This is a genomic window from Ramlibacter sp. WS9 (genome assembly GCF_003797765.1).
Classification (GTDB): domain Bacteria; phylum Pseudomonadota; class Gammaproteobacteria; order Burkholderiales; family Burkholderiaceae_C; genus Ramlibacter.
Genome location: NZ_RKMB01000001.1, coordinates 377647 through 403699, shown reverse-complemented (window position 1 = coordinate 403699; position 26053 = coordinate 377647). Strand labels below are relative to the sequence as shown.

The window sequence follows — 26053 nt, the reverse complement described above, 5'->3', positions numbered from 1 at the left end:
TTACGCCTGCGGGACCTCGGTTTCGGCCCGCGCCCACTGCGCGTAGGCCGGGCTGGCGATCAGTCTTGCCGCGAGGAATTGCGGCACTTCATACGGGTGATGCTTGGCGAACAGCGCCTGCAAAGCGGCCTCGCAACCAGGCAAGGTCTTGATCACCAGCCGCACCTCGCTCTCTTCGCACAGCTCGCCCTTCCAGCGGTAGAACGACGCCACTCCCTGCTCGACTTGCACGCAGGCCGCCAGGCGTTGCGCGATGATTTCACGGGCCAACCGTTGTGCGTCCGCCAGCGAACCCACGGTCGTGGCGATGCTCACAATGTCTAATTCTTTACAGTCTTGCATGAGGGGCCCTTCCAGCCGGCTGTTCATCAAGCTCGGCGTGCGCTGGTAAGCGCCCTTACGCGGCGACCGGTCCGCCGGGCTGGTGGATCAGCTCGCAAGGCAGGCCCAGCAACGCCTTGGGCGCGCCTTCCGTATCGCTGGTGGCCTGGAACCAGAGCCCGGCGAAATGGGTTCCTTCCAGGATCACCGAGGCGCGGACGACCTTGCGGATGCGCCCGTCGATCACGGGCATGTTCTGCAGCAGCACCGGCGTCATCACCGGGTCCCATTTCTTGATGCGGACGTAGCCTGCGAACGCAATCAAGCCGGTCGGGCCGGTGCCCGCGCGCTTGACGCCTACCTCGACGTAGTCCACCGGCACCAGCATGCGCCGGAGGCAGTCGACAATAATTTTCAGGTAATAGTTTTCGATGTCGCCCGTGGTTAACTCGGAGGACACGGCCGAATGGCCAGGCGTCCTGTGAACAGGTCGCTCTTTTTTAGAGAAAACTCGGCTGAACATCGCCTTCATGGACTGCCTCCTGCCCTGACCGGAGCGGAAGCCCCGATTGTTACTACATGTATATCAGATGCTACCGGAAACTGGCTCGAAAAGGATGAGCATACCGTTTGACACTCCCGATATCGGCAGATTGGTATCCTTAAAGCGGTGACCTTTTACCATTTGGCAGTCCCTGGACGAGAGTGCTAAAATTACCCATATATGAAATCTGGAAAGGAACCCGGCATGACCTCACTGGCATCCCCTGGCACCGCGTTGGCGATGGCCAACCCCTGGGCCGTCGTTCCGTCCCTGGGCAATCTCGATGCCTATATTTCCGCGGTCAACCGCCTTCCCATGCTCACCCCGCAGGAAGAGCAGGAGTTCGCCCGCAAATTCCGCGACGCCAACGACCTGGAGGCCGCCGGTAAGCTGGTGCTTTCGCACCTGCGGCTCGTCGTCTCCGTCTCCCGAAAGTACCTCGGCTATGGCTTGCCCCACGGCGACCTGATCCAGGAAGGCAACATCGGCCTGATGAAGGCCGTGAAGCGCTTCGACCCCGACCAGGGCGTTCGGCTGGTGAGCTACGCGCTGCACTGGATCAAGGCCGAGATCCATGAGTACATCCTGAAGAATTGGCGTATGGTCAAGGTCGCGACGACCAAGGCGCAGCGCAAGCTGTTCTTCAACCTGCGTTCGATGAAGCAGGGTTTCAAGGACGACGCCGATGCACAGACCCATCGCGACAGCCTGACGGACGCTCAGATCGAGGTGATGGCCCGCGAACTGAACGTCAAGCGCGAGGAAGTCATCGAGATGGAAGCGCGCATGTCCGGTGGCGATGTGATGCTCGACCCATCGCCCAGCGACGATGGCGAAGAGGCCTTCGGCCCCATCGCGTACCTCGCCGATGCGAGCCACGAACCGACGGCCATGATGGAGTCGCGCCAGCGCGATTCGCTGGCCAGCGACGGCATCGCGGCGGCCCTGGAAGAGCTCGATCCGCGCAGCCGCCGCATCGTCGAAGAACGCTGGCTCAAGGTCAATGACGACGGCTCGGGCGGCCTGACGCTGCACGACCTGGCTTCCGAATACGGCGTGAGCGCCGAGCGCATCCGCCAGATCGAATCGGCAGCCATGAAGAAGATGAAGAAGGCGCTGGCCGCCTACGCCTGAACCCAGGCACCCTCCTCTCGAAAGGCCCGGCAACCCCGGGCCTTTTGCGTTGTTGGCATGCACACCGGATGAGGGATGCATTTGCTGCAACAATCGAACGGTGCGGGGATTTATTCACGGATTGGCGGCGGGGATAGTCTGGCTTGTGGGCCTCGGCGGCGCCGTGGCGCAAGAGGCGAGTCCAGCCACAACCGCTTCGGCAGCCGCACCGGTTTCCGCACCCGCACCCGCACCCGCACCCACCGTGCCGCCTTCCCGCGTCATCATGCTGGCGGCGGCCCAGCCCGTCGTCCCCTTGGACCGGCAAAGCCGCTTCTGGGTCGACCCCGTCGGCGTGCGCACCGCCGACCAGGTGGAAGCTGCCGGCGAGACCTTGCCATGGGCTCCCCGTGAACCGGGCACGAGCCACAACATCGACGGCAAGGCGCTGTGGCTGCAGTTCGACGCAACCAACAGCAGCGGGCATCGCTGGTTCGTGCAACTGGCTTCGTCCGGCCTGGACCGCGTGCAGCTCTTCTACCGCGGTGCAAACGGCCAATGGGTCCAGCAAGAGGCCGGCGACAGTCAGCCGGTATCGCACTGGCCGCTGCCGGGGCGCTTCCCTGCTTTCGAGCTTTCCCCGGAAGTGGGAAAACCGGTCCGCTACTGGCTGCGCATCGAGCATGTCCGCGTCGATTTCGCAACCCCCATCGCGCTCTACGACCAATCGGCCTTGTTGGCTTCGCGGGAGCGCGAGCAGTTCCTGCTGGGCGCTTATTTCGGGCTGGCGGCCCTGGTCGCCCTGGTGGCCTTGGCCAACGCGGTCGGCCACCGGGATCGCAATTTCGCGGTCTACGCTGTCTACGTGGCAACGCTGGCTGCCGGCCAGCTCGCCTACCTCGGCGTGGGCGCGCAGCACCTGTGGGACCACGCGCTTCAATGGAACGAGATGGCAACCTTCCTGCTGCCGGGCATTTCGGGCGCGGCGGCGCTGTGGTTCACACGCACCGTCACGGAACCGGGGCGCTATTCGAGGGCGCTCGACCTGGCGGTGTGGAGCCTGATTGCCGCGCTTCTTTCCGCAGTCGCCCTGGACACTTTCCTCGCGTCACGCACGTCGTTTGCCTTGGTGATGGTGCTGATGATCGTTGGCATGGCGGTCGTGGCCCTGCTCATCGTGCTGGTCTGGGCCAAGGGCGAAGACCCGTACATTCGCCTCATCGCACTGGGCTTCCTGCCGGTGCTCGTGATGGCCGTGTTCCCGGTGGCGCGCGGCCTGAACCTGATTCCCGCCAGCGGCCTCACGCGCTATGGGCTGTCGATCGGCGCGGCGATCGAGATGCCCATCCTGTTCTACGCGCTGAGCCTGCGTGGCAGCCGCCGCCGCGAAGCCCAGGTTCGCGCCGCCGCGCTATCGCACAACGACCCGCTCACAGGGTTGGCCCACAACCTATCGCTGCTGCAGCGGCTGGACAGCGCGATCGTGCGCGCTCGCAGCCTGAGGCATGCCTGCGCGCTGATGGCCGTGAAGATCTCGAACTTGGACGCCCTGACGGCCGAGTTCGGGCGCGAAACCACCGACCGTGCGCTGGTCGTCACGGCCTCGCTTCTGCGACGCGCCATCACCGACATCGACCTGGCCGCGCGAGCCGGCGACAACGAATTCATCCTGCTGCTCGAAGGCCCCACCACCACCGACAACGTGCTCAGCCGGGCCCAGCAACTGGTCGCCAGCGGCCTGCGCACGCCGGGCGCGCTGCCGCCGGGCACGGCACTCAAGTTTCACGTCGCCGTGGCAATGCTGCCCGATCGCGACCTGGACGCCGCAGGCAGCTTGCAGTGGCTGCTCGAAGGCGTGAATGCAATGCCGCCGGATGCCCGCAAGCTGATCCGGCCGCTCAATTTCTAATAGCATTGCGGCAGCGCCCTCGCGGGCACCACAAGGAAGTACCCATGAAGAAGCACCCGGTGCGCCGCACCGTCCTCGCACTCGCGCTCGCCGCCATTTCCGCCGGCGCATTCGCCCAGAAATCCACCAGGGCAACGGCTCCCGCGTGGCCGACCAAGCCGCTGCGCATCATGGTCGGGTTTCCGGGTGGCTCGACGCCCGACCTGGTCGCGCGCACGATCGCGGAGCCGCTGTCCAAGGCGCTCGGCCAGCCGGTCGTCGTGGAGAACAGGCCCGGCGCCGGCGGCAACATCGCGGCCGACATCGTGGCCAAGGCGACGGATGACCACACGATCGGCGTGATGATCAACGGCAACATGACCATCGCCAAGCTGCTCAACCCGGCGACGCCGTTCGACCCGCTGAAGGACCTCGCGCCGATCAGCCTGATCGGCACGGCACCGTTGCTCCTCACGGCGCCCGCGAACGCGCCGGGCAGCAACGCGCAGGAGTTCTTCCTGGCCGCGCGCAACGCGGGCAACAAGTGGAGCTACGGCACGCCCGGCATCGGCACCGTGGGCCACATCGGCATGGAACTGCTCAAGACCAAGACGAACATCGACCCTGTGCACGTGCCCTACCCCGGCAACCCGCAGGTGATCAACGGCTTGCTCGGAGGCCAGCTCCAGTTGTCGCTGCTGCCGCCGGGCCTGGCCGCCGCACAGATTCGCGCGGGCAAGCTCAAGGCGGTGGGCGTGACTTCGTCCGGCCGCAGCCCGCTGGTGCCGGAGTACCCGAGCCTGGACGAGGGCGGCGTGACCCGTGGCTTCCAGCTGGAGATCTGGACCGCGGCGGCGGGCCCGGCATCGCTGCCCAAGCCGATCGTGGCCAAGCTGTCGAAGCTGATCAGCGAGATCGCGCGCACGCCGGAAGTGCGGCAAAAACTGTTCCAGCAGGGCTGGCAGGTTGCGGGCACTTCGTCTGAAGGCCTCGCCAATCGCATCAAGGCCGACACGGCCCTGCTCGGCGGCGTCATCGCGATGCGCGGGATCAAGGCGGAGTAGAAAGACGCGCGCGCCTTACGTCAGGCTGCGGGTCGCGCGGCGGACGATGTACACGGTCTCGGCCCCACGAGACTCCGCGCTCCACCGCTCGCACACCTCGCGGACCCACTCGGGTTGCGTCTTGCTTGCGTCGTTGAGCCAATTGGCGACGGAGTTCTGCACGTAGCGGCTGGGATCGGCCTTCAAGGGTTCGAGCAGCGGCAACGCGCGCCACGGTTCGGCTTTCAGCGCTTCGATTTGCGCGCACCACACGCCCCGCGGGCGCGTCGCCTCGCTGGCGAAGCGGCGGATATTGGGGTTCGCGTCCTGGGCCCAGGCAAGCAGCAGGCCGACTGCATCGTCGACCGCGCCCGCAATCTCGTCACGCACCGCCATCCAGGCCATCTCTCGCACGCCGAAATGCGGATCGGCGGCGAAGCGCCCCACCGAGTGCAGCTTGTCCTGCAAGGGCATCGCCGAGAACATGATCCACTGCGTGGCCCAGCACCGCGCGATGTCGCTGGGATGGTCGGCCAGGGCTTGCGCCACGTCATCGCGGTCCGGGCGCGGCTCGGTCAGGTCGTACAGGGCGCGCGCGACGTGCTCGTGGCGCTTGACGGGTTTGAATGCGCCCAGCATCGCCAGCGTATCGGTGATGCGCTCATGCGCGGGATCAAGACCGATGTGGCCCGCGACGTTGCGTGCCAGCCGCGGCAAATCGAGCGCCAGGAATTCGTTCAGGTTGACCGTGGGCACCAGCCCGTCGTTCAGCGCGTCCAGCACTTCGGGCGGGATCAGCGCGATCCGTGGAGCACCCGTGCGACTCAACAAGCCTTCACCTGTGCGACTCAGCAAACCTTCACCTTTGCCTCCGAGCAGATGCCGGACCACGGAGTCAGGCTTCGCTGTGCTTGAGCAGCAGCTGCAGGTCCGACGCCAGCGATTGCGCGCCGCTGCCATAGCGCGTGTACAGGCGCAGCCGCCCCTGCGTGTCGTAGACGAAGCTGGCGGCGGAATGGTCCATCGTGTAGCTGGTGGGCGTCTTGCCGTCGACCTTCTTGAAGTACACCTTGAAGTCTTTCGCCAGGACCGCAACCTGATCGGGCGTGCCGCGCAGCGCGAGGAACGTCGGGTCGAAATTGGCCATGTAGCCCTTCAGCACATCGGCGGTGTCGCGCTCGGGATCCACGGTGACGAAGATGCCCTGGACCTTGTTGCCGTCGGGCCCCATCAGCTTCTTCGCTTCGGCCAGCTCGGCCATCGTGGTCGGACAGACGTCGGGGCACTGCGTGTAGCCAAAGAACAGCACCACCAGTTTGCCGCGAAAATCCTTGAGGCTGCGCGGCTGGCCATTGTGGTCGGCGAGCTGGAAGTCCTTCGCGTAATCCGCCCCCGTCAGGTCGATCGACTTGAATTGGGGCTTGGACTCCGAGCACGCGGCCAGCAGGCCCGCGCCACCCGCTGCGAGCGCCCAGGATGCGATGGATTGAAGTGCATTGCGGCGGTTCATGGTGCCTTCAGTAGATGTAGTGGTCCACCAGCAACGCGGCGAACAGCAGGCTCAGGTGAATGAGCGAAAAGCGGAAAGTCTTGCGCGCCAGCGCATCGGAGTAGTTGCGCCACAACCGGAAGCCGTACCAGCAGAACCCGGCGCTCAACAGGACCGCGGCGCCGAGGTACAGCCACGAGCTCATGCCGTACGCGAAGGGCATCAGGCAGGCTGCGAACAGCACCAGCGTGTACAGGAAGACCTGCAACCGCGTGAACTCGTTGCCATGCGTCACCGGCAGCATCGGCAGGCCGGACTTGCGGTAGTCCTCGACGCGGTACAACGCCAGCGCCCAGAAATGCGGCGGCGTCCACAGGAAGATGATGAGGAACAGGATCAGCGCCTCCGGCGCCACGTCGCCCGTCATCGCCGCCCAGCCCAGCACCGGCGGCATCGCCCCCGAGGCGCCGCCAATCACGATGTTCTGCGGCGTCAGCGGTTTGAGGATCACCGTGTAGATCACTGCGTACCCGACGAACGTTGCAAAGGTGAGCCACATCGTGAGCGGGTTCACCCAGCGGTACAGAACCCACGAACCAATGCCGCAGAGCACCGCGGCGAACAGCAAAGTCTGCCAGTCGCTCAGCTCGCCGCTGGCCGTCGCACGCCAGGCCGTGCGGCGCATCTTGGCGTCGATGCCTTTTTCGACGAGGCAATTGAAGACGGCCGCCGCGCCGGCGACGAGCCAGATGCCGAAGCACGCGATGAGCGCAAGCTGCACCTGGGGCCAGGCGGGCAGGCCCGGCACGGCAAGCACCATGCCGATCAACGCGCAGAACACGATGAGCTGGATGACCCGCGGCTTGGTCAAGGCATGGAATTGGCGTAGGCGGTTCATTGAGTTACTCCCTCTCCCTCTGGGAGAGGGTCGCGGGGTCCCCGGGAAGCTTGCTTCCCGGGGTGCAGGTGGGGGTGAGGGCTGGCACGCATGGACCCCACGCGACTCTCGCAGAGCGACCAGGTCAACACCACCACCAGTGCCGCGGCGCCGCCGGTATGCGCCAGCGCGGCCACGATCGGCCAGCCCAGGACGACGTTGGACAGGCCGCTCGCCAGCTGCCACAGCGCCAGGCCGGCGATCCAGCGTGCCTGCCTACGCAATGCACCACCGGCGTGAAGCTGCCAAGCGGTCACCAGCAGAACGGCCAGCACGAGATAGGCCAGCAATCGATGCGCATAGTGAATCGCGGTGAGCGCGGCGAAGTCGAGGTGCCGCCCGGCCGCCGTCTTGCCGAGCTCGCGCCACAGCTCGAAACCGTGCCGCCAATCCATCGCCGGCCACCAGCTGCCCTGGCAGGTCGGAAACTCGCGGCAGGCCAGCACCGCGTAGTTGGTGCTGACCCAACCGCCCAGCGCGATCTGCAGCCACAGCAGGGCCACGGCCGCGAACAGCAGTGCAATCGCGCGCGGCGAGATGGCTGACGGCCCCTTGCCGCGCTGCACGTGTTCATAGACCACGGTCTGCCGGCACAGCAAGGCCAGCAGCACCATGCCGCCGAGCAGATGCAGGGTGACGATGGCGGGGAAGAGTTTCATTGTGACCGTCAATGCGCCGAAAGCGCCCTGCAGGCAGACCCAGGCCAGCGTCACCGTCGGCCACCACGGGTTCACCGGCGCCCCGCGTTTGCGCTGCAGCCAGGTCGCCGCCGCGAGCGTCAGGATCAGCACACCCACGCCGGTCGCGAGGTAGCGGTGGACCATCTCGATCCAGGCCTTGCCATGGGTGACCGGGCCCGTGGGCATTTCGGCCTGCGCGCGGCTGATCTCCGCCTGCGCGCCGCTGGGACTGGCGTTGCCGTAGCAGCCAGGCCAGTCCGGACAGCCCAGGCCGGAATCGGTGAGGCGCGTGAATGCACCGAACACCACGAGGTCGAAAGTGAGGAACAGCGTGAGCACCGTGAGCGCTTGCAGGCGGCGCGCGGGTGCGGCCTGCGCATTGCGCAGCCACACCCAGGCCAGCGGACCCAGCGCCACCACCACGCCCATGAACATCAGGCGCAGCGCGGGCGAAAGATCGTAGAGCGGTTGCGGGTTCATCGTCATCTGCCGGCGCGGTCCCACGAAGCGGAAGCGCGCAGCACCCGCTCGATGTCGCGCTTGGTCTTGGCGGCAGCAACCGTGTCGATACCCTGCGGAACGCCGGGCACGGCCGCGGCGTCGGGCTGCGCAACCGGCACGGGGAAACGCATCATCCAGTTGCCCATCGGGTCGACCAGGTACAGATGATCCGTCAACTGGTGGCCGGGCGCCGGTTGCAGCCATTGCGAAAGCTGCTCGCCATTCACCCGCAACACGGTCGCCTGGGCCAGCGCCGGTAGCAGCGCCTCGCGGATCGGCCTCGCATCGGGAACCAGCCAAATCCGGTCGAGGCGATCCTTCTCCTTGCCGAGTCCCTCGCGCAACTGGCGCTGCACGTACAGGTTGCGCTCGCACGCGGCATCGCAGTCGCCGCTGGCCACGCTCACCAGCAGCCACTGGCCCTTGAGCGATGGCAGCGGCACCGGCTTGCCGTCCAGCGCCTGCGCCGCGAGTTGCGGCACGGGCCGCTGCGGCTCGACCAGCTCGCCGTGATTGCGCCGGCCTTCGGGACGGATGACGTAGTAGGTGAAGTAAGACGCGATCACCGGCGCCGCGCAGACCAGCAGCACGGCGAACATGCGCACGCGACCGCGCACAGTGCGCTGCGCGTCGCCTGCCAGCGCCTCCTGAGGCACCGGCAGCGAATGCACGGTCAGGCCCAGCGGCTCGTCAGCCACGTGATGCCCGCCGGCGCGGGGCGATGAATTGGAACCAGGCATAAAGGATTGCGATGAGGGCGCTCAAGGCCCACCACTGGAAGGCGTACCCGTAATGTTTCTCGACGCCGCTGGCGGCCCGCGGCCAGTCGCGCAGCAAGCCCTCGGAAGGAGCGCTCGTCTGCTGCACGGCCAGGTCCAGCAAAGCCAAGCCCGTCTCGGCCCGGAATTGGGCCAAGTCGAGATTCTGCCGGATGGGGCCCCGGCCTGCGCCGGCGAACTCATATAGCTTGGCGGGAGGCGGGGCCAAGCGCCCGTGCAGCTCAACCGGCCCGTCGGGTGTTTCGATGGCCGGCAGCTTCTCGCGATCGATGAAATTGCGTTGGACCCAGCCCCGTTCGACCAGGACGGCGCGGTCGCTGCCTTCGAGCTTGAGCGGCGTCGCCACGTAGAAGCCGGGCTTGCCCTGCATCTGGCGGTTGTCGAGGAACACCGTGTGCTTTGCCACCCACGTCCCGCGCAGAACGACCGGGCGGTGGAGCAGCTCGCCCGACGGGCCGGTGGCCGGCAGCGACTCCTGCGCGATCGGCGCCATGGCCTTTCGCTGCTCGATCGCGGCCTGCAGCGCCAGCTTGTCATGCGCGCGGCCGAACTGCCACGCGCCCAGGGCCAGCGTGGCGGCGATGCCCGCCAGCGCGGCCAAGGTGGCTATCCACCAGCGCTTGGTGCCGCGCGCACTCACGGGATAATCTCCGGCATGAAATACCTCGTGCTGCTCGCATTCATTGCCATCATCGGCAGCCTGGGTTCGGCCCTGTTCTTCATGATGCGCGACGGCCGGGACGGCAAGCCCAAGACCAGCAACATGGCCCGCGCGCTGGCGTTTCGCGTCGGCTTTTCCATCCTGCTGTTCGTCTGCATCCTGCTGGCCTGGAAGTTCGGCTACATCCAGCCGACCGGAATTCCGGTGGGCAAGTAGCCGGCCGGAACACAAAACAAAAAGCGCCTTGCGGCGCTTTTTGTGGGGGCGGTGGTGCCGCAGGTCACAGCCAGTAAACCAGGGTGTACAGGCCCAGCCAGACCACGTCCACGAAGTGCCAGTACCAGGCAGCACCTTCGAAACCGAAGTGCTTGTCCGCGGTGAAGTGGCCCTTCATGAGGCGCAGGGTGATGAACAGCAGCATCAGCATGCCGACCAGCACGTGGAAACCGTGGAAGCCGGTCAGCATGAAGAACGTCGAGCCATACGCGCCGGAGGTGAGCTTCAGGTTCATGCCCGTGTAGGCATGGTAATACTCGTAGGCCTGGACACCGACGAACGTCGCGCCGAGCAGCACAGTGATCCACATCCACAGGATGGTGGGGCCGCGCTTGTTGTCGCGCAGCAGGTGGTGGGCGATGGTCAGCGTGACGCCCGACGTCAGCAGCAGCGCGGTGTTGATGGTCGGCAGCCAGAACGGCGTCATCGTTTCGAAAGGCTCGATGATGCCGGCCGGCGATGCGGTGGCGCCTGCCGCCGCCGTCGGCCACACGGCCTTGAAATCAGGCCACAGCAGCGCGTTCTCGAGGCCGCCCAGCGCGGGCACCGAGTGCGCGCGCATCCACCACAACGCGGTGAAGAAGGCGCCGAAGAACATCACTTCGGAGAAGATGAACCAGCTCATGCTCCAGCGGAACGACAGTTCGACCTTGTGGCCGTACATCCCGCCTTCGCTCTCGCCGATGGCCTGGCTGAACCACTGGAACAGCACGAAGAACAGCCACAGGAAGCCGAAGAACATCACCCACTTGGCCCAGTCGGCGCCGTTGATCCATTGCCCGGCACCGAAGATGATGCAGAGCAGCCCGAACGAGGCCATCACCGGATGCCGCGACGGCTGGGGCACGAAGTAGTAGGGCGTGGTGCCTGGTGTGCTTGTACTCATCTCTAACTCCTGATTTCCGAAACTCTCTTTAATTTCTTACTTGGCCACGACCCAGTTCACCAGCAGCACCAGCGCGCCCACGAACAGCGCAACGCCCACCAGGGCGACGGCGATGATGTGGAACGGGTTGAGGCGGCCCTGGTCCTGCTCGTACTCGCTGTTCTGGCGGATGCCGACGAACGACCATGCCACGGCCTTGACCGTGCGAAGGAACGACGTCTTGTTCTGCGTCATGGCGGCGGCGCTCACGAGCGCGGCTCCGTTCCCGCGGCGACGGCGGCCGTGGGCGCGGCCGGCGTCTTGCTGCCCACTTCGAAGAAGGTGTACGACAGGGTGATCGTGGTCACGTCCTTGGACAGCTTGGGGTCGATGACGAATGCTACCGGCCATTGCTTCTTTTCGCCGGCTTGCAGCGTGTACTGCTGGAAGCAGAAGCACTCGAGCTTGTTGAAGTGCGCGGCAGCCTGGTGCGGCGCGTAGCTCGGGATCGCCTGGGCGGACATGGCCCGGTTCTGCACGTTCTGGAACTCGTACATCACGGTGGCCAGCTCGCCCGGGTGCACTTGCACCGAGCGCTGTTGGGGCTTGAACTCCCACGGCCCGCGCGAATTGGCGTCGAACTCGACCGTGATGGTGCGGCTGGTGTCGACCTGGGTATTGAGCTTGACGTCGCCACCCGTGCTTGCGCTGCCGGGCACCTGCCGCTCGGACAGCGACAGGATGTTGATGCCCGTCATCTCGCAGATGTGCTTGTAGATCGGAATGAGGGCATAGCCGAAGGCGAACATGCCGGCCGCGACCACGGCCAGTTTGCCAACCATCTTGACGTTTTCGGTGCGAACGCTCATGGAATGGCGATCAACGGCTCAGCCAGAAGACTTTGGCGAAGAAGCCGAGCAGGAACACCGCCGCGATCGACGCCAGGATCAGCGCCGTCCGCAGGTTGTGCTTTTTCTGTTCGGGGCTCAGCGCCATGGAAAGCTTGCTCAGTGACTCTTGTGCTGGACGCGGGCGTCCAGGATTCGGGTGGCCGTGGGGTCCAGGCGCGGGGGCGTTTCGAACGTGTGGAAAGGCGCGGGGGACGGCACTTCCCACTCCAGGCCTTCCGCACCCTTGCCGTCCGGATCGTTCCAAGGGCGCTGCGGCGCGGTCGCGCCCTTGCCGCGCATCATCGGCAGCACGACCCAGAAGAAGAAGTACACCTGCGCCAGGCCGAAGGCGAAACCGCCGATCGACGCAACCAGGTTGAAATCCGCGAACTGCATCGGGTAGTCGGCATAGCGGCGGGGCATGCCGGCCAGGCCCAGGAAGTGCATCGGGAAGAACGTGATGTTGAAAGCGATCAGCGACCACCAGAAGTGGATCTTGCCGCGCGTTTCGCTGTACATCACGCCCGTCCACTTGGGCGCCCAGTAGTAGAAGCCCGAGAACATCGCGTACAGCGAGCCGGCCACCAGCACGTAGTGGAAGTGCGCCACGACGTAGTAGGTGTCCTGCAACAGCAGGTCGATCGGCGCCATGGCCAGGATGAGGCCGGTGAAGCCGCCCATCGTGAACACGAAGATGAAGCCGACGGCGAACAGCATGGGCGTCTCGAAGGTCATCGAGCCCTGCCACATGGTGGCGATCCAGTTGAAGATCTTCACGGCGGTGGGCACCGCGATCAGCATCGTGGCGTACATGAAGAACAGCTGGCCGGTGACGGGCATGCCGGTCGTGAACATGTGGTGGGCCCACACGATGAACGACAGGATGGCGATCGACGACGTGGCGTAGACCATCGATGCGTAGCCGAACAGGCGCTTGCGCGCGAAGGCGGGGACCACCTGGCTGATGATGCCGAACGCCGGCAAGATCATGATGTAGACCTCGGGGTGGCCGAAGAACCAGAAGATGTGCTGGTACATCACCGGGTCACCGCCGCCGGCGGGGTTGAAGAACGTCGTGCCGAAGTGGCGGTCCGTCAGCGTCATGGTGATCGCGCCGGCCAGCACGGGCATCACGGCGATCAGCAGGTAGGCGGTAATGAGCCACGTCCAGGAGAACATCGGCATCTTCATCAGCGTCATGCCCGGCGCGCGCATGTTCAGGATGGTCACGATGATGTTGATCGAGCCCATGATCGACGACGCGCCGAGGATGTGCATCGCGAAAATACCCGCGTCCATCGACGGGCCCATCTGCAGCGTCAATGGCGCGTACAGCGTCCAGCCCGCGGCGGGTGCGCCGCCGGGCATGAAGAACGAGCCCACCAGCATGATGCCGGCGGGGATCAGCAGCCAGAAGCTGAAGTTGTTCATCCGCGCGAAAGCCATGTCGGCCGCGCCGATCTGCAGCGGGATCATCCAGTTCGCGAAGCCCACGAAGGCAGGCATGATGGCGCCGAACACCATGATCAGGCCGTGCATGGTGGTGAGCTGGTTGAACAGCTCGGGGTTCACGAACTGCAGGCCGGGCTGGAACAGCTCCAGGCGGATCAGCATGGCCAGCAGGCCGCCGAACATCAGCATGAAGAACGAGAACAGCAGGTACAGCGTGCCGATGTCCTTGTGGTTCGTCGCGAACACCCAGCGGCGCCAGCCCGTGGGCGCGTGGTCATGGTGGTCGTCGTGTTCGCCGTGAACAGCGTGGCCGTGGGGGTCGAGGACTGCGCTCATCTGGATTTCCTAATGCGTTCTTGACTGCTGCTTACTTGCCGCGCTGCGCCAGCACTTCGGCCGGCTGCACCAGCTGGCCGGTCTTGTTGGACCAGCTGTTCTTGGTGAAGCTGATCACCGCGGCCAGGTCCGTGTCGGACAGCTGCTTCCAGGCCGGCATGGCGCCCTTGCCATTGAGCACGATGTGGATCTGCTTGTTCTTGTCGGCGTCCAGCACCATGGGCGAGGCATCCAGCGGCTTGATCGGGCCGGCGCCCTTGCCGTTGGCCTGGTGGCAGGCCGCGCAATTGGCGGCGTAGACCTTCTCGCCGCGCTTGTTGATGTCGTCCAGCGTCCAGACCTTGCTCGGATCGTCCTGCTTGGCGGCCATCTTTTTCTTCTCGCCGTCGACCCAGACGGCGTACTGCTCGGCCGTCACCACCTTCACGTGGATCGGCATGTAGGCATGCTCCTTGCCGCACAGCTCGTAGCACTGGCCGTAGAAGTCGCCTACCTTCTCGCTGCGGAACCAGGTGTCGCGCACGAAGCCGGGGATCGCGTCCTGCTTGATGCCGAAGGCCGGGACGCCCCAGGCGTGGATCACGTCGTTCGCGGTGGTGATCACGCGGATCTTCTTGTTGACCGGCACCACCAGCGGGTTGTCGACCTTGAACAGGTAGTCGTCGGGCACATCGCCCTTGGCGCCGTCGTTCGAGATCTCGCGGTGGGTGCTGTCCAGCGTGGAGAGGAAGCTGACGCCCTCGCCTTCACCCTTCAGGTAGTCGTAGCCCCATTTCCACTGGTAGCCGGTGGCCTTGACGGTCAGGTCGGCGTTGCTGGTGTCCTTGGAGGCGACCAGGACCTTGGTGGCGGGCAGCGCCATGCCGATCACGATGAGGAAGGGGACGATGGTCCAGATCACCTCGACGGTGACGGATTCGTGGAAATTCGCGGGCTTGTGGCCCACCGATTTGCGGTGCTTCCAGATGGAATAGAACATCACGCCGAACACCGCGATGAAGATCACCGTGCAGGTGATCAGCATGAACCAGTGCAGCCAGGCCTGCTCGACGGCCATGCGCGTGGCGGCGGCGTGCAGATTGAGCTGGCGAACGGCCGGGCCGCCGGGAAGGTCGTTGACCGCGTGGGCCACCGGGCTGAATGCGCCCGCGGCGAGCAGCAGCGAAGCCAACTTGTAGGAAATGCTCTTCATAGTTTTCACTGGCTAGACCTCAATCAAACCCATCACGGTGGCGCCCAAATCAACCCGGCATTGTAGCGCGGGTTATCACCGATGCCCCGGGGGCCGGGGAGCGCTCAGGACCGCGGGCGCTTGTCGGAGTGGAGCAACGCGCGCATGTCCTCGAGCGACACCGCACTGCGCTCGCTCACCCGCACGACCGGCTGCGGCTTCACGGCGTGGCCGTAGATGATCTCGAAGGTCAGCGCCAGACGGCCGTCGGGTTGGCGCAAGCCTTGTGCCAGTTCGTCCAGCAGCCGCGCCTTCCAGCGCCGCCCGCGCAAGGCCGGAAAACGCGCCCGATGCAGATTGGCACCCAGTTCGCGCAACTCCGCCAGCATGCGCTCGGGTGTTTCCCAAGTCAGGGTGATGCGCTCCATGTCCATCACCGGCTCGGCAAAGCCGCCGTGGACCAGCATGTCGCCCCAGTCGTGCATGTCGGTGAATTCGTGCGCCGGGGCGGGCCAGCCCAATGCGGCGTACAACGCCCGCAATTCCCGCAGGGTGTCCGGCCCCAGGCAGGAAAACATCAGGAAGCCCTCGGGCGCCAGTGCGCGATGCCATTGCGCGATCAACGCCTGCGGCTGCGCCGCCATGTGCAGCGCCATGTTGGCCCACAGCATTTGCACCGCGCCGTCGGGCATCGGGCCGAATGTCAGCTTGGGGCCGGTCCACCGGCGCCACCACGGACGGCCGATGCGGGCAGCCGGGTTGGCGGCCGGGCTGCTTTCGGCCACGAAGCACTGCGCGCGGGGATACCGCCGCTCGACCAGCGCGTGGGCGGCGAGCCCCCCGCGCACCGGCTCCCAATGGCCCCAGGCCTTGGGCTCCAGGCGAATCCACTGCAGCCGGTCTTCCATGCGGCGCGCCACCTCTTCGTGCAGCCACGGCGACCTCGGCGGCGCGGCGCGCTGCCAGTGCTGCGCGGCGACAGGGTCGATGGTGGGCGGGTTCTCTTGGGCCATGGTGCGATGTGCGGCGAGTATATTGACGCCGATGCGCCGCCCGCTTTTCGAAGGCCTTGCCGCGGCCCTGCCCGGCCAATGCGCCGTGTGCAAGGCCTGGCCGGCAGAGCCCGTGTGCGAGGCCTGCGTGGCCCGGTTTGCCCAGCCCCAGCCCCGCTGCCGCCGGTGCGCGCTGCCGGTGGGGCCTGGTGTAAACGAATGCGGGCGCTGCCTGCAATCGCCGCCGCCGCTGGACGCGTGTCATGCGGCGCTGCCTTACGACTATCCTTGGTCAGCCCTGATCACGCAGTACAAGTTCGGCGGGCAGGCGGGCTGGGCACGCACTTTCGCCACGTTGATGCGCAGCGCGCCCTGGGTGGAACCGGCGCTCGAGAGTTGCGACCTGGTTCTGCCAGTGCCGCTCTCGACGCAGCGCCTGGCCGAGCGTGGCTTCAACCAGGCGCTGCTGCTTGCCCGGGCACTCGCGCCGCAAAAGACGGACGCCGGGCTGCTGCTGCGCGTGCGGCACACACTGGCGCAAACCGATCTCGACTTGAAAGGCCGCCTGAAGAACGTGGAAGGCGCCTTCGCGGTCGAGCCCCTTCGCGCCGCGGGCCTGCGCGGCCGGAACGTCGTGCTGGTGGACGACGTGATGACCAGCGGCGCGTCGCTGTTCGCCGCCGCGTTGGCAGTGCGGCAAGCTGGAGCGGCAAACGTGACGGGCCTAGTTCTCGCTCGTACGGATGACAGATGACTTCGCTGCGCTTTAATGACAAATGACCGAGAAGCCGGCGTTTGGTCATTTGTCCTTTGTCATTTCGTCATTTGTCATTTCCCCACATGTTCCACATCGTCCTGGTCGAGCCCGAAATCCCGCCCAACACCGGCAATGTGATCCGGCTGGCCGCGAACACCGGCTGCACGCTCGACCTCATCGAGCCGCTCGGCTTTTCCATGGACGACAAGCACATGCGCCGCGCCGGGCTGGATTACCACGAATACGCCGAACTTCGGCGCCATGAGAACTGGGACGCGTTCGTCGCTTCGATGCGCCCGGACGCGGCGCGGCTGTTCGCGCTGACGACCAAGGGCACCCGCGCCGTCCACGACGTGGCGTTCCTTCCCGGTGACTGGCTCGTCTTCGGCTCTGAAACGCGGGGGCTCACGCCGCAGCTGCGCGAATCCTTTCCGCCCGAGCAACGGCTGCGGCTGCCGATGCGCGAAGGCCAGCGCAGCCTCAACCTCTCGAACGCGGTCGCGGTGACGGTGTTCGAGGCTTGGCGGCAGAACGGGTTTGGCTAAGGCCTGTTAAGAGAAGAGGTCCTAGGGATAACGCCGCGTCAGTGACTCGGCGATGCACGCGGGCTTGTCGCTGCCCTCGCGTTCCACCGTCACCAGCCACGCCATCTGCATGCCGTCGTTGTCGATCGGCTCGCACGACAGCAGCTTCATGCGCCCGCGAAGGCGGCTGCCCACCGGCACCGGCGCGGTGAAGCGAACCTTGTTCAGCCCGTAGTTCACACCCATGCTCGAATTGCGAATTTCGAACGACGATTCGAAGAACCGGGGGATGAGGGACAGGGTCAGGAATCCGTGCGCGATCGGCGCGCCGAAAGGTCCGGCCTTGGCCTTCTCCACATCGACGTGAATCCATTGGTGGTCACCGGTGGCTTGGGCGAACAGGTTGACCTGCTCCTGCGTCACGGTGAGCCAGTCGCTCACCGCGAGTTCCTGGCCTACCAGCGCGGGCAGTTCGGAAAGGCTTTCGAGGGTTTTCATGGTCGCTACCCTAACCGCTCGCGCCCCGCCTTACGTGTCCAGCCAGCGACAGATGCCTTGCCATTGCTCCAGGTCGCGCTCCACACGGCCCGGCGCGACGTCGAACAGCGTCAGGCCGCGCGCGGCCAGGTGGATGTAATTCTGCGTGTGGCGCAGGTAGCCGAGTACCGGGAGCCCCAGGCTGTCCACGAACTCATGCAGCTTGTCGGCCGCGATGGTGCGCGGGTCCACCCGCATGCCGACGATGCCCACCTGCATCTTGCTGGCCTTGCGGTGTTCGGCCAGCTCGTCCAGGAAGTGCCGCGTGGCGAAGATGTCGAAGACGCTGGGCTGCAGCGGGACAACCACCTTGTCTGCCAACTGCAACACCTGCTTGAACATCGCCCCGTGCATGCCAGCCGGCGTGTCGAGCACCACATGCGTGACGCCCTTGGGCGGCTTGACGATGTTGCCCTCGGCCAGTTCCCAGGTGCTGATGGGCCGCGCCGCGGGAGGCCGCAGCCCCAGCCACAGGTGCGAGGACTGCTGGCGGTCGGCGTCGCCGAGCATCACCCCATGGCCCTTGCCGGCGAAATAGCCCGCAATGTTGGTGGCCATGGTCGACTTTCCGACTCCGCCTTTGGGATTGGCAACAACCACGACCGGCATGATGGGCTCCTCTACGTTAGTAGGTCTTCGTGCTTTTCGGGCGTCGCCCATGTCAAGCCATTCCCCGTGTCGATCCCCAGCAAGCTGGGGCCCCTCGCCAAGCGCTCCATGACTTGGCTCCTCGGTTGGGCGGCTTTTCGAGAGGTGGGCCGCTTTGCGCTATGTTACCGGTATGGCCGAGTCGATCAAACAAGCGCCCCACGCTCCACTGCCCGCGCCGGTGGGTGAAGGGCAATCCAGCGGCATCCTCGTGCTGGCGGCCCACCCGAACTGGCGCGAATCGCGCGTGAACAAGCGCCTGCTGGAAGCCGCCCGCGGCGGCGGCGGCGTCCAGGTGCGCGACCTCTACGCCCTCTATCCGGATTACGACATCGACACTGGAGTCGAACAGGCCGTCGCGCAACAGGCACGCCTTGTGGTGCTGCTGCATCCGATCCAGTGGTACTCCATGCCGGCGCTCCTCAAGCTCTGGCTGGATGAAGTGCTCACTTATGGCTGGGCCTACGGCCCGGGCGGCACGGCGCTGCAAGGCAAAGACTTGTGGCTGGTCGCGACGACCGGCGGTCCGGAGAGTTCCTACCACCCCCAGAGCTACAACCGCTACTTCTTCGAAGCATTCCTGCCGCCCTATGAGCAGACCGCCGCCCTGTGCGGCATGCGCTTTCTGCCGCCCTTGTTGCTGCACGGCGCGCATCGCGCGCATGAAGACGCCGTGGCCCAGCACGTCGAAGTGTTTGCCGACCGCCTGCGAACCTACCCCGAGTGGCCGGAGATCGAGGACCTGCTCGCTTGCCCGGCCTGCGAGGTGCCGACGACCGATAGGCCCCTTTCCGGCGCGGATGCGAGCGCGGAATGAAAGAGACATGGAACACGCACCTGCCTGGCTGATCAACAGCCTTATCTATCTGGGCGCCGCGGTGTTTGCGGTGCCGCTTTCGCGCGCGCTGGGCCTGGGCTCCATCATCGGCTACCTGGCAGCAGGCATTGCCATCGGCCCCTGGGGCCTCGGCCTGGTCAGCAACGTGGAAGACATCCTGCATTTCGCCGAGTTCGGCGTGGTGCTGATGCTGTTCCTGGTCGGCCTCGAACTGGAGCCGCGGCGCCTCTGGAGCCTGCGCCGACCCATCTTCGGCTGGGGCAGCGCCCAGGTGCTGGGCTGCGCAGCCCTGCTCTTTGCCGCCGGCATGCTGGCGGGCCTGTCGTGGCGCGTGAGCCTGGTCGCTGCGCTGGGCCTGGCCCTGTCTTCCACCGCCATCGCCCTGCAGGTGATGGGCGAACGAAACCTGCTGCCGACGTCGACGGGGCAATCCGGCTTTTCGATCCTGCTGTTCCAGGACGTCGCGGCCATCCCGATCCTGGCGCTGCTGCCGTTGCTGGGCGGCGCGGCCAATGCCACCGAGGGTGGCAGCATGTGGTGGGAGGCCGGCAAGATCGTGGCCGTGATCGGCGGGATCATCCTGGGTGGGCGCCTGCTGCTGCGACCCGTCCTGCGTTGGATCGCCAAGAGCAACACGCCCGAGATCTTTACCGCGGCGTCGCTGCTGCTGGTGGTGGCGATTGCCGCGCTGATGCAGCTGGTCGGTCTGTCGATGGCCCTGGGCGCTTTCCTGGCCGGCGTGCTGCTGGCCGAGAGCGAATACCGGCGCGAACTGGAAACCGACATCGAGCCGTTCAAGGGCCTGCTGCTGGGCCTGTTCTTCATCGCCGTCGGGATGAGCATCGACTTCGGCGTGCTGATGAAGTCCCCACTGGTGATGGCTGCGGTGGTGGTGGGATTTTTGGCCATCAAGGGACTGGTCATCTACGGCCTCGCCAAGGCGATGGGCCTGCCGGTGCAGGAGCGGCCCGTCTTCACCCTGCTGCTGGCGCAGGGCGGCGAATTCGCCTTCGTGGTGTTCCAGGCTGCGCTCGGCGCGCGTGTGCTGCCCCCCGAGACGTCGTCCCTGCTGATCGGCGCCGTGGCGGTGTCGATGCTTCTGAGCCCGCTGGTGCTGGTCGCCATCGACAAGCTGCTGCTGCCGCGCTGGGCCAACTGCAACGTGACACAGCTCGACGAGATCGACGAGCTGCAGAGCGCGCCGATCATCATCGCGGGCTTTGGCCGCTACGGTCAGATCATCGGCCGCATGCTGGGCGCCCAGGGCATCGCCGCGACGGTGCTGGACCACGACGCCGACATGATCGAGGCGGCGCGCTCCTTCGGCTACAAGGTGTTCTACGGCGACGCCTCGCGACTGGACCTGCTGCGCACCGCCGGCGCCGAGACGGCGAAGATCCTGGTGGTCGCCGTGGACGACAAGGAGCAGTCGCTGGCCATCGTCGACCTGGCGCGCGAACATTTCCCGCATCTGGAGCTGATCGCGCGGGCGAGGGACGTCACGCACTGGAACGAGCTGCGCGACCGCGGCGTGATGCGGGTGGAGCGGGAGGTGTTCGAGTCCAGCCTGCGCAGCGCCCGCACCGTGCTGGAAGCGCTGGGGTTCGCCCCGCACGAGGCGCGCAATCACGCGGTGCGCTTTCGCCGACACAACCTGGAACTGTTCGAGCGCATGTATCCGCATCACAAGGACCGCGCCAAGGTGATCGCCGTGATCAAGCAGGGCCGCGCCCAGCTGGAAGAGCAGATGGCGCAAGAGCGCGCCGAGCGCGACAAGCGCCGCCGCGAGGGCCGGGAACGCCCGCCCGACTGGGGTGCCTGACCGGCGTATCCGGCTGGCTTGGCAAGCCTGACCGCGGGCCGGCCCTGCGGCAAATCGCCTAGGCTGCTTAGGCATTTTGCTTAGGCCCCGCGCCGGCCCGGATGGTCTCATGAGGCTCCTCATGAAAGCGAGCAGTCGCATGGATCGCGCCCCCACCGATTTGTCCCACGCCCTGGCTGAAGCCGGCGAAGCGCCCACGCTGGAGCAGGAGCTCGCCCAGGCCCGCGCGGCCCTGGCCGAAGCCCGCGACAAACTCGCCACCAGCGAATCCCGGCTCGACATCCGCGACCGCCAGCTCGCGTTGCTGCGCAGCTCTCACGAGCTCCTGGTGTCGACGCTGGACGCCGCGAACGACGGCATCCTGACGCTCCAGTATTCGGACGACTCCATCTACTACAACATCCGGTTCGTCGAGCTCTGGGGCATCCCGGAAGACAAGCTGAGCGACCTGGATGGCGTCACGTTGGTGGAATTCCAGCTGGCGCACGTGGTGGATCCGCTGGCCTGGCAGGCGAAACTGGACGAGCGCCGCCGCAACCCGGAGTCGGAGCACTGCAGCCTGGTGGAACTGAAGGACGGGCGCACCCTGGAGCGGCACGTCATGCCGCAGCGCGTCCACGGCAAGTGCGTGGGCAGCGTCATCATCTTCCGCGACGTCACGGAGCGGCTTCGCTCCGAAGAGAAGATGATGTTCGACTCGCTGGTGGTCGAAAACTCGGGGCCGATGTTCTGGGTCAACCCCGGCGAAGGCACAGTGATCTACGCGAACAAGGGCGCGTGCGACACGCTGGGTTATTCGGCGGAGGAATTCGTCGGCATGCCGCTCTGCCAGATTGACCCAACTTACTCGCCTGAGAGGAAACGTGAAATAGGCAAGGAGCCGAGAAAACCCGGCGCACCGTTGACCTTTCAATCCATCAATCGGCACAAGGACGGAACCATCCTGGACGTGGAGGTGAGCCTCTTTGTTGCGCGTGACGACAAGCGCGAGCTCAGCGTCGCATCGTTCAAGGACATCACCGGCCAGAAGCGCGCGGAGCAGGAAAAGAATCGCCAGGCCGCCACGCTGCAGTCCCTGATCGACTCCATTCCCGATCGGGTTTTCTACAAGGACCTGAAGGGCCGCTACCTCGGTTGCAACACGGCGTTTGCCGCGAGCGTCGGCCGTCCCGTCAATGAAATCCGCGGCCTCAAGTCCCGGGACGTATTCGGCAATGACGTCGCCCAAGACATGGACGAACGCCATGTCCAGGTACTGGCCGAACTGCGAGAGTGCTCCGCCGAATACTGGATCACCTATCCCGACGGCCAGCGCGTCCTGTTCGAGACCGTGACCTCTCCCCTATGGGATGAGCAGGGCGATCCGCAGGGCATCCTCGGAATCAGCCGAAACATCACCGAGCGCAAGAAGATCGAGGAAGGGATTCGGCGCGGTAGGGAGACGGCCGAGGAAGCCACTCGCATGAAGTCGGACTTCCTCGCCAACATGAGCCACGAGATCCGCACGCCGATGAACGCGATCATCGGCCTGTCGCACCTGGTGCTCAAGACCGACCTCACCGCGCGCCAGCGCGACTACATCGCCAAGGTGCAAACTTCCGGCCAGCACCTGCTCGGCGTGATCAACGACATCCTGGATTTTTCCAAGGTCGAAGCGGGCAAGCTCGACCTGGAGAGCGTCGACTTCGAACTGGAGAAGCTGCTGGACAACACCGGGAGCCTGATCAGCGAGAAGTGCCACGCGAAGGGGCTCGAGCTGGTGTTCGAAGTGGCGCCCGATGTGCCGGCCAACTTGGTGGGCGACTCGCTGCGCCTGGGCCAGGTGCTGATCAACTATGCCAACAACGCCGTGAAGTTCACGGAAAAAGGCGAGATCGTCATCTCGGTGCGAGCAAGCGAGCGGACCGAGAGTGACGTGCTCCTGCACTTCCGCGTGCAGGACACCGGCATCGGCCTCACGCCCGACCAGACGGGCCGCCTGTTCCAGAGCTTCTCGCAGGCCGATACGTCGACGACCCGGAAGTTCGGGGGCACCGGCCTGGGCTTGGCCATCTCCAAGAGACTGGCTGAACTCATGGGCGGCGACGTCGGTGTTGAAAGCGAATTCGGCAAGGGCAGCACCTTCTGGTTCTCAGCCCGCGTGGGCATCGGCTCGGCGGTGCAGCGCGAGCTTATGCCCAACCCCGACCTGCGCGGGCGACGCGCGCTGGTCGTCGACGACAGCGACCACGCGCGAGCGGTCATCGTCGACATGCTGCAAGGCATGACTTTCCTGACGAGCGAAGTGTCTTCCGGGCTCGCCGCGGTGGAGGAAGTGCGCCGTGCCGCCGCTTTGGGCCGGCCCTACGACGTGGTCTACCTCGACTGGCGCATGCCCGGCATGGACGGCATGCAGACGGCGCGCAGCATCCGTTCGCTGGGCCTGGCCTCGCCGCCCATGTTCCTGATGGTGACGGCGCACGGCCGCGAGGAAGTGCTCAAGGAAGCCGAAAATTCCGGAATCCAGAATGTGCTGGTCAAGCCCGTCAGTGCCTCCATCCTGTTCGACACGACCATGGGCGTATTGGGCGGCAGGCGCGCGCCTTCCGCCGCGGCGGCCGACGAAGGAGCGCAGGCCGACCACCGGCTGGCGGCCGTGCGCGGCGCGCGCATCCTGCTGGTGGAAGACAACGACATCAACCAGCAGGTCGCCCGCGAATTGCTGGAGGACTGCGGCCTCGTGGTGGACGTCGCCGACAACGGCCAGGTCGCCCTGGACATGGTGCAGAACGCTGCTTATGACCTGGTCTTCATGGACATGCAGATGCCGGTGATGGATGGCATCACCAGCACACGCGAGATCCGCAAGTTGCCGGGCTTCGCCGGGCTGCCGATCGTGGCAATGACCGCCAACGCCATGGAGCAGGACCGCCGCAGGTGCATGGATGCGGGCATGAACGACTTCCTGGTCAAGCCGATCGACCCGAACGAGCTGACGTCCATCCTGCTGCGGTGGGCTCGCCCGCGGCCCGCGGCCGCAACTGCGGCGACATCGGCCGCCTCCGTGGCTGCAGCGGCTGCGCGACCCGCATCGCGCGCGACCGACTCCGGCGCCGGCGGCGAACTCCCGCACGGCGTGTTGGGCCTGGACACTGCACTCGGGCTGTCCCGTATGCTGGGCAAGAAGCCGCTGTACCTGGCGATGCTGCGGCGCTACGTCGCCGGGCAGGAGCATCTGGTGCGCGAGATCCGCGGCGCACTGGCCACCGGCGACCGCGCCACGGCCGAGCGCCTGGTGCACACGTCGAAGGCGGTCTCCGGCAACGTGGGCGCCACGCAGATCCAGTCCCGCGCCGAAGCGCTGGAAACGGGCCTCCGCGAGGGCGCGCCCGCCGCCGAAATCGAGTGGCTCGTCGGCGAGCTGGACACCCCGCTGGCCGAACTGGTCGCGGCGCTGAAAGCCTTCTTGCAACCCCAGGGCGAATCACTAGAGCCCGCTAGGCAATTGGCCTAAGGGCCGGGCACATCGGCATGGTCTCATTCATTCATCGCGCACCCCAGCGCTTCACGTCCAAAGGTGTATTTTCATGACGCAGGCACAAGCCGCCGGGCCGCAGGCAGCCAGGCACCAGGCACCCCCGCAGTCCGCCGGCCTCACGGACCTTGTTAACCGGCTGGCACAGGAACTGGCCGAGGCGCGACGGGCGCTCGCCACAGCCACGCAAAAATTGGGCACGACCACGCGCACGCTGGAGGGCCGCACACAGGAACTCACCGAGGCGCGGGCCGCCCTGGCCCTGCTGCTCGCGACGCTGGACTCGACGACCGACGGCATCCTGGCCATGGGCTACTTCGGCCGCGCCATGCACTACAACACGCGTTTCGTCGAGATGTGGTCGATTCCCGAGGAAAGGCTGGCCAACCTCAACGACGGCGCGCTGCTCGCGATGCAGCTGTCCCAGGTGAAGGACCCGGCGCGCTTTCTGACCAACGTCGAGGATCGCAAGGCTCACCCCGACACGGAGCAGTTCAGCGTGATCGAGCTCACCGACGGGCGCATCTTCGAATGCCAGGTGCGGCCGCAGCGCGTGCGCGGCAAGCGCGTGGGTGCCGTGACGAGCTTCCATGACGTGACCGAGCGCCACCGCATGGAACGGGTGATCTCCGCGCTCGAAGCCGATCTGCCGCGCGAGGTGGCCGAAGCCCGCGCTTCGGCCTTCAGTTCACTTTGAAAAGAATCCGTCCCACACCAGCTTGCAGCCGGTGAGGAACATGCCGGCATAGACCAGCCGGTAAAAAAGCGTCGGCTTGATGTGGTGCGCGAGCCGCACCCCCGCCACCACGCCGATCGGCGCGAACGGCAACAGCGCGAGCGACGTCGCCATGTTGCGCGTGTCCAGCAACCCGAGCCATGCGTAGGGAATCCACTTGCTCAGGTTGATGACGAAGAAGAACAGCGACATGGTCGCCGCGAACGTCAGCGGCGCCAGCCGCATCGGGATGACGTAGGCATTGATCGGCGGGCTGCCGGCGTGCGAGATGAAGCTGGTGAAACCCGCCGTGACCGTGAGGATGGCGCCGAGCCACTTCGGTGGATGCGGGCTGTCGGGCTTGGGCGGGAACACCAGGCGCTGCGCCAGGAACAGCAGCGTGAAAACGCCGACGATGCCAGCCACCAGGCGCGGATCCAGCACCTTGAAGAGCAAGGTCCCCACCACCGTCCCCAACAGGCCGCAGGGCAGCAGGAAGCGCAGCAGCTCGCGGTCGAAGTGACGGCGAAAGGCCGCGACGCTCATCAGGTCCATGACCAGCAGCACCGGCATGAGGATGGCCGCGGCCTGAGGCACCGTGATGGCCAGCGCCATCATCGGCACGGCCAGCGAGCCGAAGCCGGCGCCGAAGCCGCTCTTGCTGAGGCCCAGCAGCAGCACCGCGGGAATCGCGACGAAATAGAAAAACGGATCGGTGAGCAGCGGCAGATTCAAGGCGTCGTCATTGTCGCCTACAGCC

General features: G+C 65.9%; 28 protein-coding genes. 10 read left to right on the top strand and 18 right to left on the bottom strand.

The annotated features are described in order from the left end of the window. Positions 1 to 315, bottom strand: coding sequence for a divalent-cation tolerance protein CutA (gene cutA, locus EEB15_RS01965; protein ID WP_233259305.1), 315 nt, complete (start codon positions 313 to 315; stop codon positions 1 to 3). Positions 316 to 397: 82 nt separating this feature from the next. Further along, positions 398 to 853: a hypothetical protein gene (locus EEB15_RS01960; RefSeq protein ID WP_141507837.1), complete on the bottom strand. Its 456-nt coding sequence runs from the start codon at positions 851 to 853 to the stop codon at positions 398 to 400. Between the two features lie 216 nt (positions 854 to 1069). Here EEB15_RS01960 and rpoH point away from each other — a divergent pair, with 216 nt between their 5' ends. From rpoH to EEB15_RS01945, 3 genes are all read left to right on the top strand, one after another. Next, positions 1070 to 1999 carry an RNA polymerase sigma factor RpoH gene (gene rpoH, locus EEB15_RS01955; RefSeq protein WP_141507836.1) on the top strand — a complete coding sequence of 310 codons (930 nt, stop codon included), beginning with the start codon at positions 1070 to 1072 and terminating at the stop codon, positions 1997 to 1999. Between the two features lie 100 nt (positions 2000 to 2099). Next, the gene (locus tag EEB15_RS01950; protein WP_158289962.1) at positions 2100 to 3887 is read left to right on the top strand and encodes a 7TM diverse intracellular signaling domain-containing protein; all 1788 of its coding nucleotides are present in this window, start codon (positions 2100 to 2102) and stop codon (positions 3885 to 3887) included. Positions 3888 to 3931: 44 nt separating this feature from the next. Continuing rightward, positions 3932 to 4930 (top strand): tripartite tricarboxylate transporter substrate binding protein, encoded by a 999-nt coding sequence (locus tag EEB15_RS01945; protein ID WP_141507834.1) that lies wholly within the window; start codon positions 3932 to 3934, stop codon positions 4928 to 4930. 15 nt (positions 4931 to 4945) lie between these two features. Here EEB15_RS01945 and EEB15_RS01940 read toward each other — a convergent pair whose 3' ends face one another. From EEB15_RS01940 to EEB15_RS01915, 6 genes are all read right to left on the bottom strand, one after another. After that, positions 4946 to 5740, bottom strand: coding sequence for a DNA alkylation repair protein (locus EEB15_RS01940; protein WP_233259304.1), 795 nt, complete (start codon positions 5738 to 5740; stop codon positions 4946 to 4948). Positions 5741 to 5804: 64 nt separating this feature from the next. Further along, the gene (locus tag EEB15_RS01935; RefSeq protein ID WP_141507832.1) at positions 5805 to 6419 is read right to left on the bottom strand and encodes an SCO family protein; all 615 of its coding nucleotides are present in this window, start codon (positions 6417 to 6419) and stop codon (positions 5805 to 5807) included. Positions 6420 to 6426: 7 nt separating this feature from the next. Further along, the gene (gene cyoE / locus EEB15_RS01930) at positions 6427 to 7296 is read right to left on the bottom strand and encodes a heme o synthase (RefSeq protein WP_141507831.1); all 870 of its coding nucleotides are present in this window, start codon (positions 7294 to 7296) and stop codon (positions 6427 to 6429) included. Beyond that, positions 7293 to 8495: a heme A synthase gene (locus EEB15_RS01925; RefSeq protein WP_370283275.1), complete on the bottom strand. Its 1203-nt coding sequence runs from the start codon at positions 8493 to 8495 to the stop codon at positions 7293 to 7295. The genes cyoE and EEB15_RS01925 overlap by 4 nt, the downstream gene beginning before the upstream one ends. Positions 8496 to 8497: 2 nt before the next feature. Continuing rightward, the gene (locus EEB15_RS01920) at positions 8498 to 9256 is read right to left on the bottom strand and encodes a hypothetical protein (protein ID WP_141507829.1); all 759 of its coding nucleotides are present in this window, start codon (positions 9254 to 9256) and stop codon (positions 8498 to 8500) included. Further along, on the bottom strand, positions 9207 to 9935 hold the full coding sequence (locus tag EEB15_RS01915) for an SURF1 family protein (RefSeq protein WP_233259303.1): 729 nt from the start codon (positions 9933 to 9935) through the stop codon (positions 9207 to 9209). The genes EEB15_RS01920 and EEB15_RS01915 overlap by 50 nt, the downstream gene beginning before the upstream one ends. A gap of 15 nt (positions 9936 to 9950) precedes the next feature. Between EEB15_RS01915 and EEB15_RS01910 the strand changes: the two genes are divergently transcribed. After that, positions 9951 to 10172: a twin transmembrane helix small protein gene (locus tag EEB15_RS01910; protein WP_141507828.1), complete on the top strand. Its 222-nt coding sequence runs from the start codon at positions 9951 to 9953 to the stop codon at positions 10170 to 10172. Between the two features lie 64 nt (positions 10173 to 10236). Here the strand turns inward: EEB15_RS01910 and EEB15_RS01905 are convergent, their stop codons facing one another. The 7 genes from EEB15_RS01905 to EEB15_RS01880 all read right to left on the bottom strand — a co-directional run bounded on the left by EEB15_RS01905 (position 10237) and on the right by EEB15_RS01880 (position 15959). Continuing rightward, entirely contained in the window at positions 10237 to 11118 is an 882-nt protein-coding gene (locus EEB15_RS01905) for a cytochrome c oxidase subunit 3 (RefSeq protein ID WP_141507827.1), read from the bottom strand. Positions 11119 to 11154: 36 nt separating this feature from the next. After that, positions 11155 to 11352, bottom strand: a complete 198-nt coding sequence (locus EEB15_RS01900) for a DUF2970 domain-containing protein (RefSeq protein ID WP_141508019.1) — start codon at positions 11350 to 11352, stop codon at positions 11155 to 11157. 11 nt (positions 11353 to 11363) lie between these two features. Continuing rightward, the gene (locus tag EEB15_RS01895) at positions 11364 to 11966 is read right to left on the bottom strand and encodes a cytochrome c oxidase assembly protein (protein WP_141507826.1); all 603 of its coding nucleotides are present in this window, start codon (positions 11964 to 11966) and stop codon (positions 11364 to 11366) included. A 10-nt stretch (positions 11967 to 11976) separates the two neighbouring features. Beyond that, positions 11977 to 12093, bottom strand: a complete 117-nt coding sequence (locus EEB15_RS34120; protein WP_233259302.1) for a cytochrome oxidase small assembly protein — start codon at positions 12091 to 12093, stop codon at positions 11977 to 11979. Between the two features lie 11 nt (positions 12094 to 12104). Next, entirely contained in the window at positions 12105 to 13775 is a 1671-nt protein-coding gene (gene ctaD / locus EEB15_RS01890) for a cytochrome c oxidase subunit I (protein ID WP_141507825.1), read from the bottom strand. Positions 13776 to 13806: 31 nt separating this feature from the next. Further along, entirely contained in the window at positions 13807 to 14967 is a 1161-nt protein-coding gene (coxB, locus tag EEB15_RS01885; RefSeq protein WP_141507824.1) for a cytochrome c oxidase subunit II, read from the bottom strand. 104 nt (positions 14968 to 15071) lie between these two features. Next, positions 15072 to 15959: a biotin synthase gene (locus EEB15_RS01880; protein ID WP_141507823.1), complete on the bottom strand. Its 888-nt coding sequence runs from the start codon at positions 15957 to 15959 to the stop codon at positions 15072 to 15074. 31 nt (positions 15960 to 15990) lie between these two features. Between EEB15_RS01880 and EEB15_RS01875 the strand changes: the two genes are divergently transcribed. After that, complete coding sequence (locus EEB15_RS01875) at positions 15991 to 16692, top strand: ComF family protein (RefSeq protein ID WP_141507822.1); 702 nt, start codon at positions 15991 to 15993, stop codon at positions 16690 to 16692. 86 nt (positions 16693 to 16778) lie between these two features. Beyond that, positions 16779 to 17240, top strand: coding sequence for a tRNA (uridine(34)/cytosine(34)/5-carboxymethylaminomethyluridine(34)-2'-O)-methyltransferase TrmL (gene trmL / locus EEB15_RS01870; RefSeq protein WP_141507821.1), 462 nt, complete (start codon positions 16779 to 16781; stop codon positions 17238 to 17240). Between the two features lie 21 nt (positions 17241 to 17261). Here the strand turns inward: trmL and EEB15_RS01865 are convergent, their stop codons facing one another. Together EEB15_RS01865 and EEB15_RS01860 are read right to left on the bottom strand one after the other, a co-directional pair. Further along, positions 17262 to 17717, bottom strand: coding sequence for a MaoC family dehydratase (locus EEB15_RS01865; protein ID WP_141507820.1), 456 nt, complete (start codon positions 17715 to 17717; stop codon positions 17262 to 17264). A gap of 30 nt (positions 17718 to 17747) precedes the next feature. Continuing rightward, complete coding sequence (locus tag EEB15_RS01860; RefSeq protein WP_141507819.1) at positions 17748 to 18365, bottom strand: ParA family protein; 618 nt, start codon at positions 18363 to 18365, stop codon at positions 17748 to 17750. A 172-nt stretch (positions 18366 to 18537) separates the two neighbouring features. Here EEB15_RS01860 and EEB15_RS01855 point away from each other — a divergent pair, with 172 nt between their 5' ends. From EEB15_RS01855 to EEB15_RS01840, 4 genes are all read left to right on the top strand, one after another. Next, positions 18538 to 19221, top strand: a complete 684-nt coding sequence (locus EEB15_RS01855) for an NAD(P)H-dependent oxidoreductase (protein WP_141507818.1) — start codon at positions 18538 to 18540, stop codon at positions 19219 to 19221. A gap of 7 nt (positions 19222 to 19228) precedes the next feature. Then, positions 19229 to 21064 carry a glutathione-regulated potassium-efflux system protein KefC gene (gene kefC / locus EEB15_RS01850; protein WP_141507817.1) on the top strand — a complete coding sequence of 612 codons (1836 nt, stop codon included), beginning with the start codon at positions 19229 to 19231 and terminating at the stop codon, positions 21062 to 21064. A gap of 121 nt (positions 21065 to 21185) precedes the next feature. After that, positions 21186 to 24557 (top strand): PAS domain-containing hybrid sensor histidine kinase/response regulator, encoded by a 3372-nt coding sequence (locus tag EEB15_RS01845; RefSeq protein WP_158289961.1) that lies wholly within the window; start codon positions 21186 to 21188, stop codon positions 24555 to 24557. A gap of 73 nt (positions 24558 to 24630) precedes the next feature. Beyond that, positions 24631 to 25275, top strand: coding sequence for a PAS domain S-box protein (locus EEB15_RS01840; protein ID WP_141507815.1), 645 nt, complete (start codon positions 24631 to 24633; stop codon positions 25273 to 25275). On the opposite strand, the gene EEB15_RS01835 is transcribed toward EEB15_RS01840, so the two are convergent. After that, positions 25267 to 26028 carry a sulfite exporter TauE/SafE family protein gene (locus tag EEB15_RS01835; protein WP_141507814.1) on the bottom strand — a complete coding sequence of 254 codons (762 nt, stop codon included), beginning with the start codon at positions 26026 to 26028 and terminating at the stop codon, positions 25267 to 25269. The genes EEB15_RS01840 and EEB15_RS01835 overlap by 9 nt on opposite strands. Positions 26029 to 26053 lie beyond the last annotated feature (25 nt).